This is a genomic window from Arthrobacter sp. CG_A4, assembly GCF_035985125.1.
In the GTDB taxonomy this organism is placed as follows: domain Bacteria; phylum Actinomycetota; class Actinomycetes; order Actinomycetales; family Micrococcaceae; genus Arthrobacter.
The window spans coordinates 51206-75367 of record NZ_JAXCID010000015.1 but is presented as its reverse complement, the minus strand read 5'-3'; the positions used below and the strand labels follow the sequence as shown (position 1 = coordinate 75367).

Genomic DNA, 24162 nt, shown 5'->3' with positions numbered 1-24162 from the left:
ATAATCCCCTCGGGAATGGGCGCTAAGTGACCCCGCGTTGCTCCGGGTTACCGGGTGACTTCCTCCAACAACTCCAGTACGTGGCGGTACTGGGCACCCGTGGCCCGGGTCATTCCCAGTTCACAGGTCCGGTTGCACGAGGCGTGGGCGGCCGCGCCCATGTCCGCCACTTCCGCGGCCTGTTTCGCGGTGGCCGACGCCGTCAGTTCGGGGTGCAGCATGCCCCGGTCGCCGGCGAACGCGCAGCAACCCCAGCTCTCCGGGATCTCGACCCGCTCGGCCACGGCGCCGGCGACGGCACCGAGGGCGTCGTTCAGGCCCATCCGGGTGGATGAGCAGGTGGGGTGGAGGGCCAGTGACTTCAGCTTCCCGTGCTCGGGCAGCCGGGGCAGGACGTGCTCGGCGGCGAAGTCCACGGCGTCCACCAGGCGCAGGGCACGCTGGCCGGCCGCCGGTATGTCCGATTCCGTGGCCTGGCGCAGGCCCTCGGTGCAGGAGGAAGCGTCACACACGATGGGAAGCACGCCGTCCCTGGTTGCCACCCGGAGGGCGGCCAGGGTCTTGTCGCGCATCGTAATCTGCCCGGCGGCCATGCCCTTGGAGGACCAGGGGGTGCCGCAGCACAAACCGTCGATGCCCGCCGGAACCAGGAGCGTGAGTCCGGCCCGGGCACAAAGCTCCTCGAAGCTGTACTGGACGCCGCGCGCTTCGGCGCCCGGGCCTGCTTCTGCGGGCCCGAACATGGTGCCAACGCAGGCCGGAAAGTAGACAGCGTCAACCTCGCCCGCCGGCGTCGGACGCTTCCGCACGGAACCGCCGCCCGGCAGCTCGGCGGAATACAGCGGCACAGTGTCCGGTCCCAGTATTGCCCGTGCGGCCTTGTTGGGCGGGGCGATGGCGGCGGCCGGCAGCTTATCCACCACCGTCAGCGCCAGGGAAGCTCCCCGGGTGACACCCTCCCAGTGCTTGGCGGCGGCGTTCCAGGCAGCGTTGGCGAGCGGACCGGCGCCGGCCTTCCGGAGGCGTTTCACCAGCGATCCGGTGTTGATGTCCACCGGGCAGGCGGTCTGGCACATCCCGTCCACGGCGCAGGTGTCCACGGATTCGTACTCGTAGTCCTTCTCCAGCTCCCTGACCAGCGCCGTGTCGCCGGTCAGCCGCGCGGATTCGATAGCGCGCAGCGTGACGATCCGCTGCCGCGGCGTGAGCGTGATGTCCTTACTGGGGCACACCGGCTCGCAGTAGCCGCAGGAGACGCACCTGTCCACTTCCTCGGCCACGGGCGGCGCGGTCTTGATGTGCCGCAGATGCGCCAGCGGGTCCTCATCCATCAACACCCCGGGGTTGAGCATCGCGGCAGGGTCGAAGAGCTGCTTGATGCTGCGCATAACGTCGTAGAGCTCATCGCCGTACTGCCGGCGGACGTACGGAGCCATGACGCGCCCGGTCCCGTGCTCGGCCTTCAGCGATCCGCCCTCGGCCAGGACCAGGTCCACCATGTCGTCGGTAAAGGCGCTGTAGCGGTCCAGTTCGGCCGCGGTGGCGAAGCCGTCGGTGAGCATAAAGTGGACGTTTCCGTCCTTGGCATGGCCGAAGATCACGCTGTTGCTGTAGCTGTATTTGTCGAAGAGCCGGATCAGTTCCCGGCAGGTGCGGCCCAGCACCGGGACCGGGACCACAATGTCTTCCAGCAGCGCGGTGGTGCCCCGGGGACGCGCCCCGGCGACCGAGGCGTAGAGGCCTTTGCGCAGCTGCCAGAGCTGCCCGCGTTCCCGGGCGTCGCCGGTAAACCGGGCGGGGGCGGACAGCCCGAGGCCCTGGAGGATGCCCTCGCCGTGGCCCTGGAGTTCGGCCAGGTGCCCGGCACTGCCGGCGGAGTACTCCACGAGCAGGGCCGCGTGGTCCAGGACCGTCAGGTCCTGCACGACGGCGGGTGTTCCCTTCAGTGTCTGGCCCACCCTCAGCGACAGCGCGTCCATCAGCTCAACCGTGGCTGCTCCCGTCCCGACGAGGGCGGGCAGTGCTGCGTTGGCGGCCTCGAGGTTCGGAAACACCAGCAGGCCCGCGGCAGCGTGCTGGAGCCGCGGGATGGTGCGGAAAACCGCCTCGGCCACGAAACCCAGGGTCCCTTCGCTGCCGACGATCAGGTGGGCCATGATGTCCACCGGGGTCCGGAAGTCCAGCAGGGAGTTCAGGCCGTAGCCCATAGTGTTCTTCATGGCGAACTGCTGCCGGATCCTGTGCACAGAGTCCGCATTGTTCCGGACCCTCCCGGCCAGCCGGGCCAGGCCTGCGTAGAGGTCCGGCTCGAGGGCACGGAGCTTCTGGTCAGCGTCCGCCGCACCGGTGTCGATCACGGTGCCGGAGGGCAGCACCACGGTCAGCGACTCCAAGGTGCGGTAGGTGTTGTCCACGGTGCCGCAGTTCATGCCGGAGGAGTTGTTGGCCACCACGCCGCCGATGGTGCACGCCGCCTCGCTCGCCGGATCGGGCCCGAATTTCCGGCCGTAGCGGGCAAGCCTGGCATTGAGCGCCCGCACGGTGACGCCGGGCTGGACGCGGACCCGCGCGCCGTCGTCGAGCACTTCGATGTCCCTGAAATTGCGGCGGACGTCCACGAGGACGCCGTCGGTGACCGCCTGGCCGCTGAGGCTGGTCCCGCCGGAGCGGAAGGTCAGCGGCACGCCCTGGGCGGCGCTGGCCCGCAGCAGCCGGCCGACTTCGGCGGCATTGCCGGCCACGACGACGGCCTGCGGGATCAGCAGGAAGTGCGAGGCGTCATGGGCGTTCGCGTGCAGGTCGATCGCCCGGGTCTTCACCTGGGCGGGATCCTGCACCGCCGAGCGGAGGCCTGCCAGGTCCAGCGGAGCCATCAGGGGACCATCCAGCCCAGCACGGGGGTGGACTGCAGGAAGATCAGCACGGTGATGAGCGCCAGCAGGCCCAGGCTCCAGCCGATCAGCTTGCGGAACAGCGTCCCCTCCGCGCCGTCAAGGCCGACTGCGGCGGAGGCAACAGCCAGGTTCTGCAGCGACACCATCTTGCCCATCACGCCGGCAGAGGAGTTGGAGGCGGCCATCAGCACAGGAGACAGACCGGTCTGCTCCGCTGCGGTGGCCTGCATCTGGCCGAACAGCGAGTTGGAGGACGTGTCGGAGCCGGTGAGGGCGACGCCGATCCATCCAATCAGCGGCGAGAGGATGGCGAAGAAGCCGCCAGCGGAGGCCAGCGCGAAGCCCAGGGTGGTGGTCTGGCCGGAGAGGTTCATCACGAAGGCCAAGGCCAGGACGGCCGTGACGGTGACGATCGTCCAGCGCAGCTGTCCCAGGGTGTCCCGGTAGATGCGCAAACCCCGTGACGCGGTGATCTTGTACAGCGCCATGGTGATCAGCCCGGACAACAGAAGCAGGGTCCCGGTCGCCTTGAAGTGGTCGAGTTTGAACTTGGTGGCCGCCACCGGCTTGCCGGCCGAATCGGTGATGTCCAGGCCGGGCCAGGCGAAGGCCACGCTGCCTACCTGGCCAAGCCAGTTCTTGACGAACGGGATCTGGGCCACCGAGAACACCGCGATGATGATCAGGTAGGGGGCGATCGCCATCCAGATCTGCCGCGGTTCCGGGCGGGAGTTGTCGGTGGGCACCGCAGTGGCTGCGGCGGGGTGTCCTGCGGCGGAGTGTCCTACGGCGGGCGTGGCGGCGGACTTGCCAGCAAGGGCGGCGCTTCCGGTCTCGACGGCGACGGCGGTGTGCTCAGCTTCCGCAGCGCCCTCGACGGCGCCCTCCATCCCGACGATTTCTTTTGGCTGCCAGAACTTCAGCATCAGCAGCACGGCGGCCACTGTCACGACGGCGGCCACAACATCGGTGAGTTCCACGGCGAAGAAGTTGGATGTGACAAACTGCGCCACGCCGAAGGCTACGCCGGCCACAAGGGCCACAGGCCAGGTCTGCTTCACACCGCGCCGGCCGTCGACGATGAACACCAGCAGCAGCGGAACGATCAGCGCGATGAACGGCGTCTGGCGTCCAGCCATTGAGGACAGCTCATTCAGCGGGAGTCCGGTAACGCCGTTCAGGGCGATGATGGGCGCGGCCATGGCGCCGAAGGCCACGGGAGCGGTGTTCGCCAGCAGCGAGACCACAGCTGACTTCAGCGGTTTCATGCCGGCCGCCATCAGCATGGCGGCCGAGATCGCCACCGGGGCGCCGAAGCCGGCCAGGGATTCCAGCAGGGCGCCGAAGCAGAAGGCGATCAGGATGGACAGGATTCTGAGATCGTTCGAGATCGAACGGATGGTCCGCCCCAGCACTTCGAACCACGGGGTAGCGACGGTGAGCCGGTAGATCCAGAGCGCGTTGACAAGGATCCACAGGATCGGGAACAGGCCGTAGAAGATGCCGGCGGCGGTGGCACTCAAGGCCTGGTTCACCGGCATCTGCCAGCCGACGATGGCCAGAATGAGGGAGAGGGCTAGGCCGGCCAGGGCCGCCTTGGGGGCCTTGACCTTGAAGACGCCCAGCAGGACGAAGAGCAGGACAAGGGGAAGCGCCGCGCAAAGGGCGGAAATCACTAGGGACCCGGCGATGGGGTCAAGGATCTGCTGAAACATGTGTCTCCAGATTGTGTTAGGCGTCACAACTCCGTGGCGCCTATTTATTGTCTTACAAGTACGCATGCTGGTCAAGAGTGGTTTGATTTCTTGTCTGGCAAGATGGGGAGTGACTCAAGAAATTCTTGGCGGAAACGGAGCTCCAGTGGCTGGCCGAATTACAGCTGTCTCGATCGTGGAAGCGGTCGCCGCTGATCTGCGGAGCCGGATCTTTGCCGGCGAGCTGGGCTCCGGGGCGTCACTGACGGAGTCGGAGGTTGCCTCCTCCTATGACGTGGCCCGGCCGACGGCGAAGGCTTCGATCGAGAAGCTCGTGGCCGAGGGCCTGCTGGACCGGGGGACCCACAAAACCGCCCGGGTGGTCGAACTCGGCCCGGACTCCGTGCGGGATATCTATCTCGCACGCGCGTATCTGGAAAGTGAAGTGCTCCGCCGGCTCGCCACCACGCGGCTGGTACCGGAAGCGGCGGTGCAGGCCAACCGCGACATCGCGGCGCTGCAGACCGACGCTCCGCTCGACGTCGTCGAACCGGACATGCGGTTCCACACCAGCCTGATCGACGCCGTGGGCAACGAGCGGATCAGCAGGATGTACCGCTCGCTCGTGGGGGAAGTGCGGCTGTGTATGCTCCGGATCCAGTCCCTGCACCTCCTGGACACGGCACTGATCCGCGCCGAACACCAGAAAATCCTCGAACTGATCGGCGCCGGCGAGGGCGAGGCAGCAGCCGAGCTGCTCGACGAACACCTCGCACGCGCCCGGGAACGGCTGGTCGACGCCATGGGAGGCACCGCGGGCCCGGAGGCCAAACAGCCGTCCGGGCTGCTGCCGGGGTAGACGCCACTGCAACGCGGGGTCACTTCGCGCCCATAAAACCCCCGGGAATGGGCCGTAAGTGACCCCGCGTTGCTTTAAGCTAGCGGGCTCGCTCGACGCGTTTTTCATCCCAGACCGGCTCGGCGGACTCATAGACCTTGCCGTCGGAACCGAAGATCAGGAAGCGGTCGAAGGTTCGGGCGAACCACCGGTCGTGGGTGACCGCCAGGACAGTGCCCTCGAAGTGGTCGATGGCCCGTTCCAGTGCCTCGGCCGAGTGCAGGTCCAGGTTGTCCGTGGGCTCGTCGAGGAGCAGCAAAGTGGCCCCGGAGAGCTGCAGCAGCAGGATCTGGAACCGCGCCTGCTGGCCGCCGGAGAGCGATTCGTACTTCTGTTCGGACTGCGGGGCCAGGCCATAGCCGTCGAGTGCGCCGGCCGCGGCTTCGCGGCCCATCCCGGAACGGTGCTCGTCGCCCCGGTGCAGGATCTCCAGCAGGGTCTTGCCGAGCAGGTCCGGGCGGACATGGGTCTGCGCGAAGAAGCCGGGCCGGATCCGGGCGCCGAGCTTCACGGTGCCCCCGTGCGGGACTTCGGCGATCTCGACGTCGGACACCGGCAGGTGCTCGCGTTCCGGGTCGGTGCCGCCGGTGGCGAGCAAACGCAGGAAGTGGCTCTTGCCCGAGCCGTTCGAACCCAGCACGCCGACGCGGTCGCCGAACCAGACCTCGGTGGAGAACGGTTTCATCAGCCCGGTCAGTTCCAGTTTTTCGGCCACGACTGCGCGCTTGGCCGTCCGGCCGCCTTTGAGCCGCATCTGCACATTCTGCTCGATCGGCAGCGCCTCGGGCGGCCCGGCTGCCAGGAACATCGCGAGCCGGGTCTGCGCCGCGTGGTAGCGGTTGGCCATGTCCGAGCGGAACGCGGCCTTGTTCTTGTACATGTTGACGAGTTCCTTGAGCTTCACATGCTCCTCGTCCCAGCGCTTGCGGAGCTCCTCGAAGCGGGCATTGCGGTCCGCTCGGGCCTCCACGTAGGAGCCGAATCCGCCGCCGTGCACCCACGCGCCGGCGCCGTTGATGCCCGGCTCGAGGGTGACGATGCGGCCCGCGGCATTGTTGAGCAGCTCGCGGTCGTGGCTGATGAAAAACACGGTCTTCTTCGACTCGTTGAGCTTGGACTCGAGCCAGCGCTTACCGGGCACGTCGAGGTAGTTGTCCGGCTCGTCAAGGAGCAGCAGCTCGTCGGGGCCGGCGAAAAGCGCCTCCAGCACCAGCCGCTTCTGCTCGCCGCCGGAGAGGCTCGACGCCGGGCGGTGCTGCGCGCGGTCGAACGGCAGTCCCAGCGCGGCCATGCATACCTCGTCCCAGACGGTCTCGACGTCGTAGCCGCCGGCATCTCCCCAGTCCACGATCGCCTGGGCATACGCCATCTGGGTGGGCTCGTCGTCGTGCTCCAGCATGGCCAGCTCGGCCTCATCCACCGTGCGGGCGGCGGCCGCCAGAGCCGGCGGCGCTGCCGAGACCAGCAGGTCACGGACGCTGGAATCATCCCGGACCTGGCCGACGAACTGGCGCATGATCCCCATGTTGCCGGAGCGGCCGATCACACCTTCGTCCGCGATGAGGTCGCCGGAGATGATCCGGAAGAGGGTCGTCTTGCCGGTTCCGTTGGGCCCGATCAATGCCGTTTTGGTCCCGTCCGGGACCTTGAAGGTCACGCCGTTGAGCAGCTGGGTGCCGTCGGACAGGAAGTAATCGATGCTGGAAACGTCAATATGAGCCACGATTCCATCCTCCCACGGCCCTGCGGGCCTGCTGCGGCCGGGTCCGCCGCGGTGCCGCCGGAATGCGCGTGGGTCCGCCGTCAGCCATGGGGCATTTTCTCTAGTTCGTGGGGGTCCGGCGCCGTGGCCGGGCTCAGGGACATGCCCCGCGCCGAGGCCAGCGGGTGGACATCGTGCCGTTATGGTCAGTCCCGGGCGCGAGGAATGCGCATATCCTCCGCGTTACCCGCGGTGATGCCCGGCTCCCCGCCGCCGGACCCACCCGACGCCGGAGGAGACCAGCCCCGCGTACCCAAGCCGCGACGTTCCTGCCCAGTTGCTTCGGCGCCGGGCGCCAAACCCAGTTGCTTCGCCGCCCGGCGCCAAACGCGTGCACGAATCCGGGCTGCGCCCCGGCCGGCAGACGGTGTGGCGGCGAGCAACCGGGAAGGAACGCCCCCGCAGGCCACCTGCACCCGACCACTTAAACGAAAACGCCCGCTGGACTGGACACCCGCCCAAAGGGACATGCCCCGAGCCGGGGCCAGCGGATGGACATAACGTCCTTGTGCCCAGTCCCGGCGTACCAAGAATGGGCATGTCCCGCGTTACCGGCGCGAGAAAGTCCCGGCGCTGCCTGACCCCGACGAAGCAGCGAAAATGACCGCTAGCTCATCACCAAGAGGTCCGGCCGGCGCCCTGCCCAGGGCCGCACCTGCTCCACCGCGGCGCCGACCGCGAACACTGTGGCGTCATCGAAGGGATGGCCCACGATCTGCACACCCGTGGGGATGCCGCAGTGGGCCATGCCGCTCGGCACCGCCAGGACGGGGCAGCGGTTGGTGATGTTGAACGGTGCCGTCATGTGGCCCTGCCAGTAGTGCTCAAGCCGCACGCCGCCGGCATCGATCCCGTCAAGGTACATGCCGTCCGCGTCCAGCGCGGCTACGGCAGAGGCGGGGCAGATCAGGGCGTCGAAGCCGGCCATCGCCGCGGCAAGCTCGGCCTGGATGCGGGATTCCGCCCGGATGCCGTCGATAAAGCGGTTCTCCCGGGCGGCCTTGCCTGCGTCCGCCATGAACTGCCGGGTATACCCGGCAAGAAATTCCGTTGAGCCTGCGGTCTCGTCCTCCATGGCCGGGCCCAGGAGGTAGCCGAAATGCGTGAACATCGTCCGGCTGATGTCCTCCATGGTCCAGGGGAGTTCGATTTCCTCAACCATGGCGCCCGCCGAGCGCAGGGCGGAGGCAACGGCTCGAGTGTTGGCCTCCACGTCCGCGGCCACGGGATAGTTTCCCAGCCGGATGCACAAGGCGATCCGCAGGCCGGCCACGGACGCGGCGGCGTCGGCACCCGGCGGGACGGACAGCGCCTGACTCCCGGCGAGCGACGTGTGGTCGCCAGGATGCCGGCCCGCCATCACGTTCGCCAGGAGGGCCGTGTCCGCCACGGTTCGCGCCATCGGACCGTCCCCGCGGTAGTGGTCAGCGGAGAGTGGCGCCTGGCCCGGAATTCTCCCGTAGGGTGCCTTGTAGCCCACCGTTCCGGTGAACGACGCAGGCAGCCTGGTGGAGCCGGCGATGTCAGAGGCCGTGGCGAGCGGCGCCAGCCCGGCGGCCAGTGCCGCCGCAGATCCCCCCGAGGAGCCGCCCGGTGAGTATTGCCGGTTCCAGGGGTTACGCGTGACACCCCACAATGGGCTGTGGGTCACCGTAGCGCAGCTGTATTCCGGCGTGGTGGTCCGCGCGTGGATGATTCCGCCCGCACGCCGGATCCGGTCGATCACGGGATGGTCCTCCTGTGCCAGCTCCCCCTTGCGGGCCACGAGTCCCTGCGAAAGGGTCCGCCCCTTGAGCCCGTGCTTTTCCTTCGCGGCGACCGGAAGTCCCAGGAGAGGCGTCAGGTCCCGGCCGCGGGCGTAGCTTGCAGCTGCCTGCCGGGCAGCGGGCATCGCTTCCTCAAACAGGGTTTCGGTGAGGGCGTTGATGCCCCCGTTGACGTCCCCGGTCCTGGCGATCACCGCGTTCATGAGCTCGACGGGCGAGAGCTCCCGGGAGCGAAAGAGCCGCAGCGCCGAGGCGGCGTCGAGGTAGTGCAGCTCTGTCATGCCAGGGCCGCTGCCGGCAGGGCCTGAGCGTTGATGAGGGCCCCGGCTACGAGCTCCCGGGCCACACCCGTGAGCATGTCCAAGCCGGTCACCATGTCGGCGTCGGTGGTGAACTCCCGCTCGCAGTGCGATACGCCGTCCACGCTGGGAACGAACAGCATAATGGACGGCGCTACGGTGTTCATGGCAACGGAATCATGGCCGGCCATGGTCTGGAGGCGACGGGAGGAGAGGCCCAGGTCAGCCGCGACTTTGTCCGCGAGTTCCAAGCCGGCCTCGGGGAACCGGCGGATCGGGCGGACGTCGAAGTCCTTCACGTTGACCTTGATGTTGTGCTCCTGCGCCAGTACCTCGATGTCCGCGATGAGCTTGGCGCGGGCCGATTTGACGATGTCCGGGCCGCCGGAGCGGAGGTCCGCCACGAGGTGCACCCTGCGTGCCACCACAATCGGCGAGTTCGGCTCCAGGGTGAGCTGCCCCACTGACGAAACCAGGGCCCCTTCCGCGAAATCGTTCGTGACATCGTGCACCATAAGAATGATCTTGGACGCTGCCACCAGAGCGTCGTGCCGGTCGGCCATTGCTGTCGCGCCGGTATGCGACTGTTCTCCCAACACCTCAATGTCCAGCTTCTGCGTGTACCAGCTGCTGTCCACCAGGCCAATGGCGATCCCTTCCCGCTCCAGGATCCGGCCCTGCTCGATATGGATCTCGGCGTAGCCTGCGACCTCGGGCCCCACGGCCGTGCCGAGGTATCCGATGGCGCCCAGCGCGTCGCGGACCGTGGTGCCCGACAGATCCGGCACATCCAGCATCTGTTCCCGCTGCAGCAGTCCTGCAAACACCGAACTCCCCATGATGCTCGGCGCGAACCGGCCGCCCTCCTCGTTGAACCAGTTCACCACCGCCAGGTTGAACCGGGGCGCAGTGCCGCCCTCAGCAACCTCGGCGTCCAGCCGCCGTGCGGCGTGCAGCGCGGCGACGACGCCGTAGGCGCCGTCGAAACGCCCGCCCAGCGGCTGGCTGTCCAGGTGCGAGCCGATCAGCACATACGGTGCCCCCGGTGTCCACTCGAGCAGCCCGAACATGTTGCCGATTCCATCCACCCGTAGTTCCCAGCCGGCGTCGCGCACCTGGGCGGCAAACCAATCGCGGGTCTTCGCGTCCTCCGCGGTGGCCGCCTGGCGGTCTACGCCGCTGTTCGCGGTGGCACCGATGGTGGCCACGTGGTGGAAGTCTTTGAGGAATGCTGCTGAGTTCATGGGAAGTCCTTTGCTACTTAGCGGTGAAGAGGAAGGGGGCGGCGGGCTCAGCCCATGCGGCCGCGCGTCTCGGGAACGTTAGTGAACAGCACCAGAAGGAGCACGACGACGGCGGCGGCTGCCATATAGAAGCCGGGGGCGTGCGGCACTCCGGTGCCGCCGACGAGCGCCGTGCCGATGAACGGTGCGGTGCCTCCGAAGAGAGCGTAGGCGCCGTTATAGCTGATCGCCGCCGATGTGAAGCGGGTCTTGGTGGAGAAGATTTCAACGAAGAAGGTGTAGCAGCCGCCGCCATAGATGCAGAGAGCGACCACGAAGAGGGACTGTCCCAGGAGGGCGAGGGGAAGGCTTCCGCTGGTCACGAGCATAAAGCTCGGCACCGAGAGAAGGGCCAGGGCCGCTGAGCCGGCAATGAGCATCGGCTTGCGGCCGACGCGGTCGCCAATCCGGCCGCCGAGGGGGAGCAGGACGGCGTAGAGGGCCAGGGCGGCGGCATTGACCAGGAGCGACTGCTCACGGCTCAGGCGGCCCGTGGTCTGGACGTAGGACACAAAGTAGGCCGAGAGGAAATAGAAGCCCATGGCGGTGAGGCCCATCACGAAAATGACCTGCACCATGCGGAGCCGGTTTTCGCGGAAAGCCTCCCGGACCGGGCTGAATTCCTTGGTCTGGGCCGCCTTGGCCTCATTGAACGCGTCGCTTTCCACGGTGCGGCTGCGGATCCAGACGCCGAAGAGGGCCAGCGGCAGGGCCAGCAGGAACGGCAGGCGCCAGCCCCACGCCATGAAGGATTCGTTGGACATGGACTGGCTCAGGATCAGAATCATGGTACCGGCGACCACCGAGGGCAGCGCGGTGGCTGCGATGGTGATGTTGAGCCAGAACCCTCGGCGGCTGACGGGGGCATGCTCAAAGACGAACGACGGCGCCCCCACGGATTCGCCGCCCGCAGAGAAGCCCTGGATGAGCCGGCAAAGAACAAGCAGCGCCGGCGCCCAGGCGCCGATCTGGCCGTACGTGGGGAGCAGCCCCATCAGCGCGGTGGCACCGCCGATGGCGATGAGGGTGATGGTGAGGACCTTGCGACGGCCGATCCGGTCACCGAGTGCACCGAAGAACAGCCCTCCGATGGGGCGCACGACGAAGGCGACGCCAAAAGTGGCGAAAGTGGCCAGCATCGCCGTGACGGGGTTGCCGCCGGGGAAGAACATCTGCGAGAAGATGACGGCGGTGAGGCCGTAGAGGGTGAAGTCGTAGAACTCGATGAACTGGCCGATGCTGCCACCTGCCAGGACCCGTTTCTGCATCTTGGTGATGCCGAGGGGTCCGGACGGCGAGGCATCCCTGGCCACGGCGGGGGCGGCCAGAGCGGGGGCGGCCAGGGCCTGGGCGGTTTGGGAAGCGGACTCCGGCTGGTCCGTGAGGTCGTTGATGGTCATGACAGCCACGCTAGCGGCGCCGTGTTTCCGATGTCCGCTGGCTTGTTTCGGGCTTGGGAAATGAAATCTGCTGATGTTGCCGCAGTGTTGCCGGCATGCCACTGACCGGACATACGCCGGACACTTTGGCCGTGATTCGGAACCATTGAATCTCCTTTGATCAACATGGTTGTAGCGCTTGGGGACTCAGCCAACGGCCGTCATCGCGAGGGATTCTGCCGCTCGGCCCTCGCCGTCGCCGCCGCACTGCACCAACTGTGTGTGATCCGGTTCACATCTGTCCAATTGATAGTTTTTGCCGCACCGATCGATAATATCGATGCCAAAAACCCTCAAAGTCCTGCCGTCAGTAGTACGCGGAGGGACGAACTAACGAAAATGCCCGCTAGCGCCGCCCGGCGCCGTACAGGCGGATGCACGTCTCCTCGAAAGCGAGGGCCCTGCGGGTGGGTTGCACGTTCTCCGGCCGGACCAGCATGACCTCGATCGGCGGGAAATCGTCCGTCAGGGCCAGGGCCACAACTCTCCCGCCGGAGTAGGTCAGGTCGCTGTGCAGCCTCTGGTTCAGCATGGCGTAGCCGTGCCCCTTCGCAACAAAGGAGCGGACCGTTTCATAACCGGCGAAGCGGTGCCTGACGTTGGGTACCACTCCGGCGATTGCGTAAAGCTGCTCATAATATTCCCGGCTGTGCGGGAGATCCAGCACCACCGAGGGTTCGCCGTCGAGATCCTTCAGCGCGATGCTCCGATCGGGCCGTGACGCCGCTGGGTGTTCGGCGTGGACCAGCACGTGCGGCGGAACCCGCTCCAGCACGGTGCGCGTGAATCCCCGGCCAAGGCCAAGGTCGTACGTCAGCGCCACATCACATTGCCCCTCAAGAAGGGCCGCCTGCAGGCTCGCCAGATCAGCTTCGAGGAAGGAGACCGCAACACCCGGATGCTGGACTTCGAAGGTCTGCAGGATTGCCGGCAGCCGGAACGGTGCCAACGGGGAAAAGACGCCCACCTTGAGCTCCCCGACGAGGCTGGTCGCCAGCCCCCGCGCCGACTCATACAGGGAATCCGCATGTTCGAGGAGGACCTTGATGTCCTGGGCCAGTTGCCTGCCGGAGGGGGTCAGCCGCAGGCCGCGCGTCCTGAGTCGGACGAACAGCTGGGTGGACAGGCTCGCTTCAAGCTGGGCCATCGCCGTGGACAGGGTGGACTGGGTCACCAGCAGCCGCCCGGCCGCCGCCGTCATGTTTTCGAGCTCCGCCACCACCGCAAAATACCGCAGCTGGGTCAGGGTAAAGGGCTTGGCCATCTGTCAATGCTCGCATCCTGCCCGGGACCGGCCACAATCCTGACGGTCACAGGGCCCGGAGCCGGTGCAACAGGAGGGCGACGTGCAGCGAGGTCCGCGATTCTGCGTCGCCTAGGTCCACGCCGAGGACGTCTTCCAGCCGGGACAGCCGCGCATACAGCGTCGGCCGGCTGAGGAAGCCGTTCCTGGCCAGGGCCGCCTTGTTTCCCCCCGAGTCAAGGTATTGGCCGAGCAGTTCCATGTACCCGCCCCCGCCGGCCCGGGCGTCGGCCGCCAGGACGCCCTCGAGCTCGGATTCCACGAACTGCTGGACGCGCGGGTCCTTCCGAAGCAGGGCCAGCAGCCCCCGGAGGCGGACGTCGGTGGCCCGGTAGAACGATTTCCGGCCTTCCCGGAGGGTCGCTGCCGTTTCGGCGACGTGGGCGGCCTCATCGACGCCCGCGGCCGCTTCGAGCAGGGAGCTCCGGAGCTGCCCGACGCCGATGCTCCACTCCACTTCCGCCGGACCGCCGGGCGGCCTGCCCGCCAAGCTACCCGCCGGACCGCCGGGCGGGCTGCCTGCCAAGCTACCCGCCGGACCGCCGGGCGGGCTGCCTGCCGGGCTGCCGGGCGCGCGCCCGGCGGGCGTGACGTTGCCGGCCAGTGCGTCGGCGAGCCGCTGCAGCGTCGGATCCTCCAGTTGCTTCGCGGAAATGGCCAGGATCATGCCGACCGAGCCGGGCCGGATACTCGCGGTCAGGGCGCTCCCCGACACGGATTTGAGCGCCCTCGCAAGCTGGTCCAGCAGCGCGCGCTCTTCCTGCTGCCCGGCCAGCGGATCGTCACCGGATGCCCCCTGCCGCGAGGGATCCGCGGCTGTTGCGCGGCTCCGGAATACGAGCGGCACGTAGTACGGCGCCCGCCTGAGCCCCAAGGCAGCGGCCCTGGCCTGCGCCTCGTCCTCGCCCAGACCCCGGGGCTGGCGCAGGGCGTTGAGGAGCCCGGCCTGCGCCTGGTGGCTCAGCTCGCGCCGGTCCCGTTCCGCCAGCCGGTTGATGGCCAGTGTCTGCGCGGCGCGTTCCAGCACCATGGCCGCCGCATCGTCGTCGGCAAGCGGCACCGGAACCACCAGCCGGCCCCAAAGGTTCCGCCGGACGCCCACCGGCGTCTGGAGCCAGTCCTCGGGGCCGGTCCGGGCCGTCCCGGACGGTGACCGCGTGGTCCGCGACCGCCGCTCCCAGTCGTTGAGCAGTTCGGTTGTCTGGAGCTGCCGGGCCGAGTACGCCAGCACCAGGTGGGAAAGGTCCTCCAGGACAACGGGCGCACCGATCATGGCGGACGCCTGCTCCACCACCTGCTGTGTCCCCGCGCTTTCCAGGCTGAGCACCGTGAAGGCCTCGTGGACGTCGCGGGCGCGCTCCACCCGCTCCAGCTGTTCGGCGACGATCATCCGGTGCACGATCTCGGTGATCTGCACAAACCGCACCCGCTGTTCCACCACCATCACGGGCAGGGCCGTGCCCAGCGCGGCCGTGCGCAGGGCGTCCAGGCTGAGCTTCCGGTTTCCGATGAGTTCCACCAGCAGGCCGGAAGCTCCCGCCTGCTCGAGGGATCTGATGAACGACGCCGTCAGGCCGGGTTCCTTTTCCAGTTCCAGACCGGTGGTGAGCACCAGCTCGCCGCCGGACAGCAGTCCGGAAAGGTCGAGCACCTCGCTCACATGGACCCAGCGCACCGGGTGGTCCAGCGCGCCGGTGCCGCCGAGCAGGAGCGGAGCCGCCTCGCGGAGCACGGGCAGGCCAAGGATCGAGCGGACGGTGGGCAGCATTGACACAGTGTAAACCTGAACCCGGATTTCTTTACACCTGCGCCCTTACGGCACCGGGATCCGGCGGAAACACTGGATGCAACGCATCCAAGTTACGCATGAGGAGAAACCGTGAACACCATTGAGCACTGGATCAACGGAAGCTACGCCCCGGCCAGCGGACGCACGGCGGACGTCACCAACCCGGCCACAGGCAAGGTGACCGGCGAAGTTTCACTGGCTTCCGCGGAAGAGGCCCACGCCGCCATCGCCGCCGCCAGGGCCGCGTTCCCCGCCTGGCGTGACACCTCCATCGCCCGCCGCACCCAGGTCCTGTTCGCCTTCCGCGAGCTGCTCAACGCCCGCAAAGGTGAGCTCGCCGCAATCATCACCTCCGAGCACGGCAAGGTCCTCGACGATGCACTCGGCGAAGTGACCCGCGGGCAGGAAGTCGTGGAATTCGCCTGCGGCATCCCGCACCTGCTCAAGGGCAGCTACACGGAAAACGCATCCACCAGCGTCGACGTCCATTCGATCCGGCAGGCGCTCGGCCCGGTCGCCATCATCAGCCCGTTCAATTTCCCCGCCATGGTGCCCATGTGGTTCTTCCCCCTCGCCATCGCCGCCGGCAACACCGTGGTGATCAAGCCGAGCGAAAAGGATCCCACGGCCGTCAACTGGATGGCGGAACTCTGGAAGGAAGCCGGACTGCCGGACGGCGTCTTCAATGTCCTGCACGGCGACAAGGTGGCGGTCGACGCCCTCCTGACCCACCCGGATATCAAGGCCGTCTCCTTCGTCGGCTCCACACCGATCGCCAAATACGTCTTCGAGACGGCAACGGCCCACGGCAAGCGGGTCCAGGCCCTTGGCGGAGCCAAGAACCACATGATTGTCCTGCCCGACGCCGACCTCGACCTCGCCGCGGACGCCGCCATCAACGCAGGCTTCGGCTCCGCCGGAGAACGGTGCATGGCCATCTCGGCACTGCTCGCCGTCGGCGGCATCGGCGATGAACTGGTGGCCAAAATCGCCCAGCGGGCCGCAACGCTGCGCACCGGAGACGGCCTGCGCGGCTGCGACATGGGCCCGCTGGTCACCGCCGCGCACCGGGACAAGGTGGCAGGCTACATCGACGCCGGCGAAGCGGCCGGTGCCGGCCTCGTCGTCGACGGCCGATCCCTCGCCCCGGATGCGGAAGGCGACGGCTTCTTCGTCGGCCCCACACTCTTCGACCACGTCACCACGGACATGTCCATCTACACCGATGAGATTTTCGGCCCCGTCCTCTCCGTCCTCCGGGTGGACAGCTACGACGAGGCGCTCACCATGATCAACGCCAACCCCTACGGCAACGGCACCGCCATCTTCACCAACGACGGCGGCGCGGCCCGCCGCTTTGAGAACGAAGTGGAAGTTGGCATGGTGGGCATCAACGTCCCGGTGCCGGTCCCCATGGCCTATTACTCGTTCGGCGGCTGGAAAAACTCGCTGTTCGGGGACACCCACGCCCACGGCACCGAGGGCGTCGGCTTCTTCACCCGCGGCAAAGCCGTCACCTCCCGCTGGCTGGATCCAAGCCACGGCGGCATCAACCTCGGCTTCCCGCAGAACGCCTGAGCCACCCGTACCCGAAAGGCACCCGACATGACTTCCACCCTTGAAACCGGAGCCCTACAGCAGCAGCAGGCCTCCGACGGCGCCCGCCGCGCCTACGAGTTGGACCGCAAGCACGTCTTCCACTCCTGGTCCGCCCAGGACCTCCTGGATCCGATGGTCATCACGGCGGCCGAGGGATCGCACGTCTGGGACGGAGACGGCAACAAGTACCTCGACTTCTCCTCCCAGCTGGTCAACACGAACATCGGCCACCAGCACCCCGCCGTCGTTTCCGCCATCGCAGCCCAGGCCGCCAAGCTCTGCACCATCGCGCCGAGCTACGTCAACGACGCCCGTTCGGAGGCCGCGCGCCTGATTGCCGAACGCACACCGGGTGAACTGGACAAGATCTTCTTCACAAACGGGGGCGCCGACGCCAACGAACACGCCGTCCGGATGGCGCGGCTGCACACCGGCCGGCACAAGGTCCTCTCGGCCTACCGCTCCTACCACGGCGGGACGCAGCTTGCCGTTAACCTGACGGGCGACCCTCGCCGCTGGGCCAGCGACAACGGCAGCGCCGGCGCCGTCCGTTTCTTTCCCCCGTACCTGTACCGCACGGCCTTCCACGCCACGACGCAGGCGGAGGAAAGCCAGCGGGCGCTCGAGCACCTGGAACAGCTGATCAGCTTCGAGGGTCCATCCACCATCGCGGCACTGATCCTCGAATCGATTCCCGGGACCGCCGGGATCTACCTGCCCCCGCCGGGCTACCTGCAGGGCGTCCGTGACCTGTGCACCCGGCACGGCATTATCCTCATCGCCGACGAGGTAATGGCGGGCTTCGGCCGGACCGGAAAGTGGTTCGCCGTCGAACACTTCGGCGTTGTCCCGGACCTGCTCACCTTCGCCAAGGGCGTGAATTCCGGGTACGTGCCGCTGGGCGGTGTTGCCATCAGCCCCGAGATCGCGGCAACTTTCGGAAAGCGGGTCTACCCGGGCGGCCTGACATACTCCGGCCATCCGCTCGCGACGGCGGCCGCGGTCGCCACCATCAACGCCATGGCTGACGAGCAGATCGTGGAACACGCAGCGTTCCTCGGCGAGACCGTGATTGGCCCGGCCCTCGCCGGCTTCGCCGAAAACCACCGTTCGGTCGGCGAAGTGCGCGGCACGGGCGTCTTTTGGGCCATCGAGCTGGTCAAGGACCGCACGACGCGCGAGCCGCTGGCCCCCTACGGAAGCTCCAGTCCGGAAATGAACCAGCTCGTGGCGGCCTGCAAGTCACGCGGCCTGTTGCCGTTCGCCAACTTCAACCGCATCCACGTGGTCCCGCCCTGCAACACCAGCGTAGAGGACACCACGTCCGGCCTCGCCATTATCGACGAAGTCCTGGACATCGCAGACGGTTTCGCCGCCTGAGACCCTCACCCACCTCCCGCGATCCCTGAACGGACGCCCCCTCACATCAGGTGCGGGGGCGTCCGTGGTTTCGGCCGCAAAGGCGAGAGAACGTCCAGGGATCGGGTCAGCCGGCAGCGGTCAGGAACTCTTTGAGCAGCGGTCCGGAAGTGGTGGCGCCGAGGCCGCCTTCCGCCACAAACACGGCGACGGCGAGGTCCCCGTGCACGGCCACGATCCAGGCGTGGGTCTTGGGCGGGGTGTCCTTGCCGAATTCGGCCGTGCCGGTCTTGGCACCCACGGGAGCGCCCGGAACGGACGCCAAAAAGCCGGCATGGCCGGAGGTGACCACGGCGCGCATCATGTCCGCCAGGGCGGCGGCCTCCGCTGCCGTGACCGGCGTACCGGAGGTCTTCGCGGGGGCCGGAGCGGCCGACGGCGTCGGACCGGCCGACGCCGTAGGTCCGGCTGTCGGGGAGGCCGAGGCGCTTGCCCCTGCTGCGCCGCCGGCGCCGGGGTTCAGCACGAGCTGCGGCGAGACGGGGGCGCCCTTCGCCACCGAGCCGGCCATGATCGCGGCTGCCAGCGGGGACATAAGCACCTTGCCCTGGCCGATCATCGAGGCGGCATGTTCGGTGCCTTCGGCGTCCCCGGGAACGGCTCCCAGGAACGCGACCGCCCCAAGCGACGGGGCTTCCACGGCGACACCCAGAGAGGTGGCAGCGGCTTCCAGCTGGGCCTGCTTGACAATGCCGCGGGCGTTGATGAACGCGGTGTTGCAGGAGTGGGCGAAGGCATCGCGCAGGCTCACGGAACCCAGTGAGGCGGCGGGGTAGCCTTCAGCGTTTTTGAATGTCCGTCCGTCCACGGTGAGGGTGGCCGGACAGTCAACCTTGGATTCCGGGGTCGCGCCGTTGCGGAGCATGGCCAGCGAGTCCACAATCTTGAAGATCGAGCCGGGGGCGTACTGGCCCAGCATCGCGGTGTCGTAGCCGTTGCTGCCGGGGCCGGAGGCCGCGGCAAGGACGGCGCCTGTGGACGGGCGGAGCGCAACGATCGCCGATGCCGGCCCCACCTTGCCCAGAATGTCCTCGGCGAGTTGTTGCAGGTTCGGATCCAGGGTGGTCTGCAGCGGCGTTCCCGGCTTTCCCTGGACCTGGAACAGGACCCTGCGCGGGTCCGGAACCGCCCTCAGCTCTTCTGCGGTGAGCCCTGCCTTCTGGGCCCGGATCACGGTCGAATCGGTGCCGCGCAGCTGGGCATCATACTGCTGCTGGAGTCCGCCGGTGCCGGTGGTGTCTCCTGGTTTCAGCGCTCCGCTGGATTGTTCGATTTGCTCCGCGCTGGCCTCGGAGGCGGTGCCCAGCAGTGCGCGGGCGAACGTGCGGGTGGGGGCAAGCGGCAGCGAATCCGGGATGGCCCGGGCGCCGGGAATCGCCGCAATCTGGGCGTCGGTGATGGTGCGTCCGTCCGTGCGCAGGGTGATGGCGGCTACGAATGCCTCCGGTCCGGATGCCTTCACCTGCTGCACATAGGCGGCCGGGTCGATGCCCACCAGCTGGGCGAGCTGAGTGGCCGGATCCGCGGCATCGGCCCCCGCAAGCTGCGGCTTGTCGATGCCGACGTTTACCACCGCCCGGTAGGTGACCAAGGGAACGTCCCCGGCGCCGAGGATGGCAGCCCGCTGCGGTGATTCCGCCGACAGGCTGAGGATGTCCCCGTCCGCCAGCCCAGGCACCAGCATGGCTGGATTCCAGACGGTCAGCCACTCGTCGCCGGACTTCTTCAATTGGGCGGAGACCGTGTATTTCCACTCGTCCGGGCCCACAGTCCAGCTGTAGTTCAGCGGCACCGTGGCAGTGTCCGACTCCAGCGTCAGCTCACCCGCCTGCACGGACGGCTTGTCCGGTTCCAGCGCCTTGAAAACGGCCCTGACCTGCTCATTGGCCGCCGCAGCATCCTTGCCCGCAAAGGCAACGGAGCCGACGTCGAGCGCCGCCACGGCAGACGCAAGCTGCTTCGCGGCATCCTGCGCGCCGGCGCGCCCGTCCGAACATCCCACGAGGGAGGCGCCAAGAATGAGCCCGACAAGGACAAGTGACAGTTTTGATGAGTTCCCCATCGCGCCATTATGCCCCGAACTCCGGACAATTCCTTTGTCACGTCCCTTGTCACACAGTGCTTGCACCGACGCTCCCGCCCGGTTACTCGGCGCCGGCCTTCCTGCCTCCCGCGGATTCCGGGCGTTTTCCCGGGACGGCCGGTAGTCCCGGGACTGGTAACTGGGAAGGAGCAGTGGAGACGCCCGGTCCCCCGGGCCGGCGGCGGGCCGCTCCGGCTGCGGGGACCAGGTGCCGGGCCCCGCTGCGCCCGAGCGTTGACGCCTTACAGACCCAGTCCCGGCACGGGCAGGCCGAATATGTCTTTTAGGGCATATCTCGCGGCGTGGAAGCCGGGCATGCCGGTCACCCCGGGTCCCGGAGGCGTGGACGAGGAGGCCAGGTACACGCCGGGCAGCGGCGTTCGCCACGGCACGGGGCTCAGCACAGGCCGCCGCAGCAGTCCGCGGAGGTCCATCAGGCCGGCGCTGAAATCGCCGCCGACGTAGTTTTCGTTGTAGTCGGCCAGGCTGGCCGCCGTCGTCACGTGGCAGCGGACCACCAGGTCCCGGAATCCGGGTGCGAAGCGCTCCAGCTGGGCGATGACGGCCTCGCCCATATCCACCGTGGAACCGGCCGGAACGTGGCAGTAGCTCCATAGGATGTGGCGTCCGGCCGGGGCCCGGCCGGCGTCGAAGCGCGACGGCTGCGAAACCAGGACGTAGGGCCGCTCGGGGTGCCGGCCGGCATCCACGAGGTTCTCCGCTTCGGCCGTCTCCGCCCGCGTCCCGCCCACGTGGATGGTCCCCGCGGCGGCGAGGCCCGGCGCCGCCCACGGAACCGGTCCGGACAGGATGAAATCGACTTTGCAGGCGGCGTTTCCGAAGCGGAAGGATTCCAGCGCCCGGCGGTAGCGCACGGGGAGCCGTCCGTGGGCGAGCCGGAGCAGCCCGGGCGGGGCCACGTCCAGCAGCGTGGCCCGGACCGGCGGCAGTTCGGCCAGCGATCCGATCCGCGCCCCTGTTTCCACTACCCCGCCGTGGGCTTCGATGTCGGTCACCATGGCCCGGGAGATCGCCGCGGATCCTCCCACGGGGATGGGCCAGCCGCCGGCATGTCCCAGCGCGCCCAGCATGAGTCCGGCCCCGGCTGCCGTTAGCGAGGGCAGCCTGGAGACGGCGTGCGCCGCGGCCCCTGCCAGCAAGGCGGGCGCCAGTTCCTCCCGGAACCTCGCCCCCCAGAGCGGGGAGCCTTGTTCCAGGGTCCGGAGCCCGAAGACGGCAGCCGCGCGTGGGTCTTTCGGCAGCCGCAAGAGCTGGTTCAGCGTGAACTCTGCGATGCCGTCCACGCGCTGCACCAGCGGCGCCATCAACCGGTGATAGGCGGCGCCGTCGCGCCCCAGTTCTGCGGCCGTCCGCTCCAGCGACCGGTACGCGACGGCGGCGCTTCCGCCGTCGAGCGGGGAGCCGTAGGACACCTCGGGAACGGCCAGGCGGATCCGCCGGGACAGCTCGAACGCCCGGAAGAAGGGCGAGGCGAGGGCCATCGGATGCACCGCTGAACAAATGTCGTGGAAGTGGCCGGGTTCCATCAGCTCCGAAGTCCGCAGGCCGCCGCCGGGGGTGCCGGCCGCCTCGTAAACGTGCACCTTGAGCCCGGCCCGGGCCATCGTCACCGCGGCCGCGAGCCCGTTCGGACCCGATCCGACGACGGCGACGTCAGGCATCCGCCGCCGCCTTGCGCCAGGGCAGCAGGGAAGCCGAGGGGCGCGCCGGATCCAGCCGCAGCCAGTCAGGTGCGCGGTCGAAGGGCCCGCCATGAGGATCGTCCAGGCCGTGCCGGCGGATCACGTCGTTGCGTGGATCCCAGACGTCCCAGGCCACGCGCGCCATCAGGTACGCGGTGGCCAGCATATGGCAGACGACCGCCAGGACGTAGTAGGGCATGTCGATGTTGTGCTGGGTGGCACCTCCGCTGGTCACCTGTCCGAGGTACATCCAGACGGCGGCCCAGTGCAGCGCCTCGAAGGCCTGCCAGATCAGGAAGTCCCGCCATCCGGGCCGGACGAGGGCCAGCAGGGGAACAAGCCAGATGACGAACTGCGGTGAGTACACCTTGTTGGTGAGGATGAAGGCCGCGACAATCAGGAAAACCAGTTGCGCGAGCCTGGGGCGCCGCGCTGCTGTGAGGGCCAGCACGCCGATCAGGATGCAGGCCAGAACGAAGAGGTTCAGGGCCAGGGTGTTAATCGCTTCGGCCTGCAGCGGCACCCAGCCAAGGCGGCCAGCCACGAGGTTGTAGCCAAACCAGGGCGAGCTGTAGCCGGCGGGGCGTTCCTCGGTGAACTGGTAAAAGTACTTCCACCCGGCCGGGTCGAGGGCCGCGACCGGCAGGTTCACGGCAAGCCAGGTTGCTGCGGCGGCTCCGGCGGTGACCAGGAAGGCACGGAAGCGGCCTGTGCGGAGGGTGAGAAGCAGTACCGCACCGAGGATCAGCAGGGGGTAGAGCTTGGTTGCCGCGCCCAGGCCGATGAAGATCCCGGCCAGCGCAAGCTTGTTCCGGGAGAAGCAGTACATGCCAACGGCCAGCAGCGCGACGGCCCACATGTCCCAGTTGACTGTGCCGGCCAGAACAATGCCGGGGGCGACGGCCACCATGGCGGCGTCCCAGGGGCGGCGGCGGGTCATCCGGGCCGTGGCCAGGACGGTGATGATCCAGACGGCGGCGATCAAGGTGGCGTTGACGTCGAAATACCCGAGGATGCGTGCGTCTGTGACCCCCTCGCCGGGTACCAGCAGCGCCGTGGCGCCGGCGATGAATCCCATCAGCACGGGGTATTCGAAGAAGGTCCCCGCCGTCACGAAGGGGAAGGCGCCGTCGCCGAGTCCCCGGTTCCTGAACAGCTCGGGGAAGTCCGAATAGCAGGTGGCATAGAACTGGCCGGGCGTTTCCCAGCCGTTGCTTCGGCAGTAGGACTTGAGGAGGATCCCGGTCAGCGCTGCCAGGACGGTGAGCAAAATCAGGACCCGTTCCACGGTGAAGAATCCCGGGGAGACGATGCCCGGTGCCGAGCGGTGACCCATGGGTCCGCCGATGAGTTCTGTGAAGTTCCTCAGCAGCGGGTCGCTGCGGCTCGGGATGACCAGGCGGGCCCGTTTGCGGTGCTCCGGCGGCTTTGTCTCCTGCATGCCCTTGAGCTTACCGGGGCGGCGGACGGCCGTGCTTCGCCATGCGCCCGGCAGCCCGACGGCGCCCCGGGAACAGCAACAGAAAAGAGGGAGCCCACGCGCCGCTGCGAGGGCTCCCTGCGGATCAGTTTCGCCGCGGGACATTGTGGACTGCGTCAGCGGAGGAGACCGAACTGGTGCAATGCGACGTATACGTCCTCACGCTTCTGGTCGAGGAGTTGTCCGTTGAAGAGTGTGGTGTGCCGCGGGGCCGGCCTGCGGCCGAAGCGCAGGACCGCCCGGAGTTTCTGCATCATGGTTGTCACCTCCTGCCGGTGGCCTGAAAGTCGGTGGGCTGAGCCACGGTGGGCCGTGGATCGGTGGCTGGGGCCGGGGGGCTGCGTTGGGAAGCCGCGTGCCGGCGTGCTGCTAGCGGTAGTCACGGTGAACCTTTCATGGGCACTGCTGTGGAAATGGGAAAGAAATCAGGCATGACAATTAGAGCCCCATTCGAGGAAGGACTTATTAGCGGATGAAACGCCCGGAATTGGGCGCGGAAATACCCGGCACTGATGAATTGATTTCGCCAGGTGAAAGGCTGGCCCCTGCACGCAGGAGCGCCGCAAACCCCAAACAAGAAGCTGGGTTCCGAACTATGGGGATGCTGCGCAACCGCGTGGTTCCGCCCAGGTCAGTCCACTGTCAAGGACTTCGCCGGAAGTCCCGGTATGGCCCTGGCGTCACTGCCTAGCTCAAATTCGCTAGGCCCGAAGCGGGAGGGTCAGGAGGCGGTCGGTCCGGAATTTGGGCG

The 24162-nt window shown here is 67.9% G+C and carries 15 protein-coding genes; 3 read left to right on the top strand and 12 right to left on the bottom strand.

Annotated elements, in window-relative coordinates; translation table 11 throughout:
- Positions 1 to 47: 47 nt before the first annotated feature.
- Positions 48 to 2873 carry an FAD-binding and (Fe-S)-binding domain-containing protein gene (locus tag RCH07_RS08560; RefSeq protein WP_326967041.1) on the bottom strand — a complete coding sequence of 942 codons (2826 nt, stop codon included), beginning with the start codon at positions 2871 to 2873 and terminating at the stop codon, positions 48 to 50.
- Entirely contained in the window at positions 2873 to 4609 is a 1737-nt protein-coding gene (locus RCH07_RS08555) for an L-lactate permease (RefSeq protein WP_326967040.1), read from the bottom strand. Before RCH07_RS08555 ends, RCH07_RS08560 begins: the two co-directional genes overlap by 1 nt.
- A 145-nt stretch (positions 4610 to 4754) precedes the next feature.
- On the opposite strand from RCH07_RS08555, the gene RCH07_RS08550 reads away from it, so the two are divergent.
- Positions 4755 to 5447 (top strand): GntR family transcriptional regulator, encoded by a 693-nt coding sequence (locus tag RCH07_RS08550; protein WP_326967039.1) that lies wholly within the window; start codon positions 4755 to 4757, stop codon positions 5445 to 5447.
- 79 nt (positions 5448 to 5526) lie between these two features.
- Here RCH07_RS08550 and RCH07_RS08545 read toward each other — a convergent pair whose 3' ends face one another.
- From RCH07_RS08545 to RCH07_RS08520, 6 genes are all read right to left on the bottom strand, one after another.
- Positions 5527 to 7209, bottom strand: coding sequence for an ABC-F family ATP-binding cassette domain-containing protein (locus tag RCH07_RS08545; protein ID WP_326967038.1), 1683 nt, complete (start codon positions 7207 to 7209; stop codon positions 5527 to 5529).
- Positions 7210 to 7855: 646 nt separating this feature from the next.
- Positions 7856 to 9295 (bottom strand): amidase, encoded by a 1440-nt coding sequence (locus tag RCH07_RS08540; protein ID WP_326967037.1) that lies wholly within the window; start codon positions 9293 to 9295, stop codon positions 7856 to 7858.
- Entirely contained in the window at positions 9292 to 10557 is a 1266-nt protein-coding gene (locus RCH07_RS08535; RefSeq protein WP_326967036.1) for a M20 family metallo-hydrolase, read from the bottom strand. Before RCH07_RS08535 ends, RCH07_RS08540 begins: the two co-directional genes overlap by 4 nt.
- Positions 10558 to 10604: 47 nt before the next feature.
- Positions 10605 to 11996, bottom strand: coding sequence for an MFS transporter (locus RCH07_RS08530; RefSeq protein WP_326967035.1), 1392 nt, complete (start codon positions 11994 to 11996; stop codon positions 10605 to 10607).
- Between the two features lie 385 nt (positions 11997 to 12381).
- Complete coding sequence (locus RCH07_RS08525; RefSeq protein ID WP_326967034.1) at positions 12382 to 13299, bottom strand: LysR family transcriptional regulator; 918 nt, start codon at positions 13297 to 13299, stop codon at positions 12382 to 12384.
- A gap of 46 nt (positions 13300 to 13345) precedes the next feature.
- Entirely contained in the window at positions 13346 to 15106 is a 1761-nt protein-coding gene (locus RCH07_RS08520; RefSeq protein WP_326967033.1) for a PucR family transcriptional regulator, read from the bottom strand.
- 111 nt (positions 15107 to 15217) lie between these two features.
- Here RCH07_RS08520 and RCH07_RS08515 point away from each other — a divergent pair, with 111 nt between their 5' ends.
- The gene (locus RCH07_RS08515; RefSeq protein WP_326967032.1) at positions 15218 to 16705 is read left to right on the top strand and encodes a CoA-acylating methylmalonate-semialdehyde dehydrogenase; all 1488 of its coding nucleotides are present in this window, start codon (positions 15218 to 15220) and stop codon (positions 16703 to 16705) included.
- Positions 16706 to 16732: 27 nt separating this feature from the next.
- A complete protein-coding gene (locus RCH07_RS08510; RefSeq protein ID WP_326967031.1) occupies positions 16733 to 18106 on the top strand; it encodes an aspartate aminotransferase family protein in 1374 nt (457 codons plus the stop codon).
- 106 nt (positions 18107 to 18212) lie between these two features.
- Here the strand turns inward: RCH07_RS08510 and RCH07_RS08505 are convergent, their stop codons facing one another.
- The 4 genes from RCH07_RS08505 to RCH07_RS08490 all read right to left on the bottom strand — a co-directional run bounded on the left by RCH07_RS08505 (position 18213) and on the right by RCH07_RS08490 (position 23668).
- Positions 18213 to 20207 carry a penicillin-binding transpeptidase domain-containing protein gene (locus RCH07_RS08505; RefSeq protein WP_326967030.1) on the bottom strand — a complete coding sequence of 665 codons (1995 nt, stop codon included), beginning with the start codon at positions 20205 to 20207 and terminating at the stop codon, positions 18213 to 18215.
- A 263-nt stretch (positions 20208 to 20470) separates the two neighbouring features.
- Positions 20471 to 21910, bottom strand: a complete 1440-nt coding sequence (locus RCH07_RS08500) for a phytoene desaturase family protein (RefSeq protein ID WP_326967029.1) — start codon at positions 21908 to 21910, stop codon at positions 20471 to 20473.
- Positions 21903 to 23372, bottom strand: coding sequence for a glycosyltransferase family 87 protein (locus RCH07_RS08495; RefSeq protein WP_326967028.1), 1470 nt, complete (start codon positions 23370 to 23372; stop codon positions 21903 to 21905). Before RCH07_RS08495 ends, RCH07_RS08500 begins: the two co-directional genes overlap by 8 nt.
- A 155-nt stretch (positions 23373 to 23527) precedes the next feature.
- On the bottom strand, positions 23528 to 23668 hold the full coding sequence (locus RCH07_RS08490; protein ID WP_326967027.1) for a hypothetical protein: 141 nt from the start codon (positions 23666 to 23668) through the stop codon (positions 23528 to 23530).
- Positions 23669 to 24162: the final 494 nt, after the last annotated feature.

Bases quoted from the DNA above. Each gene is read 5' to 3' on its own strand.
- RCH07_RS08505 (WP_326967030.1), bottom strand. From the start codon at position 20,207: ATGGGGAACTCATCAAAACTGTCACTTGTCCTTGTCGGGCTCATTCTT.
- RCH07_RS08525 (WP_326967034.1), bottom strand. From the start codon at position 13,299: ATGGCCAAGCCCTTTACCCTGACCCAGCTGCGGTATTTTGCGGTGGTG.
- RCH07_RS08495 (WP_326967028.1), bottom strand. From the start codon at position 23,372: ATGCAGGAGACAAAGCCGCCGGAGCACCGCAAACGGGCCCGCCTGGTC.
- RCH07_RS08500 (WP_326967029.1), bottom strand. From the start codon at position 21,910: ATGCCTGACGTCGCCGTCGTCGGATCGGGTCCGAACGGGCTCGCGGCC.
- RCH07_RS08560 (WP_326967041.1), bottom strand. From the start codon at position 2,873: ATGGCTCCGCTGGACCTGGCAGGCCTCCGCTCGGCGGTGCAGGATCCC.
- RCH07_RS08520 (WP_326967033.1), bottom strand. From the start codon at position 15,106: ATGCTGCCCACCGTCCGCTCGATCCTTGGCCTGCCCGTGCTCCGCGAG.
- RCH07_RS08535 (WP_326967036.1), bottom strand. From the start codon at position 10,557: ATGAACTCAGCAGCATTCCTCAAAGACTTCCACCACGTGGCCACCATC.
- RCH07_RS08490 (WP_326967027.1), bottom strand. From the start codon at position 23,668: ATGATGCAGAAACTCCGGGCGGTCCTGCGCTTCGGCCGCAGGCCGGCC.
- RCH07_RS08540 (WP_326967037.1), bottom strand. From the start codon at position 9,295: ATGACAGAGCTGCACTACCTCGACGCCGCCTCGGCGCTGCGGCTCTTT.
- RCH07_RS08510 (WP_326967031.1), top strand. From the start codon at position 16,733: ATGACTTCCACCCTTGAAACCGGAGCCCTACAGCAGCAGCAGGCCTCC.
- RCH07_RS08555 (WP_326967040.1), bottom strand. From the start codon at position 4,609: ATGTTTCAGCAGATCCTTGACCCCATCGCCGGGTCCCTAGTGATTTCC.
- RCH07_RS08530 (WP_326967035.1), bottom strand. From the start codon at position 11,996: ATGACCATCAACGACCTCACGGACCAGCCGGAGTCCGCTTCCCAAACC.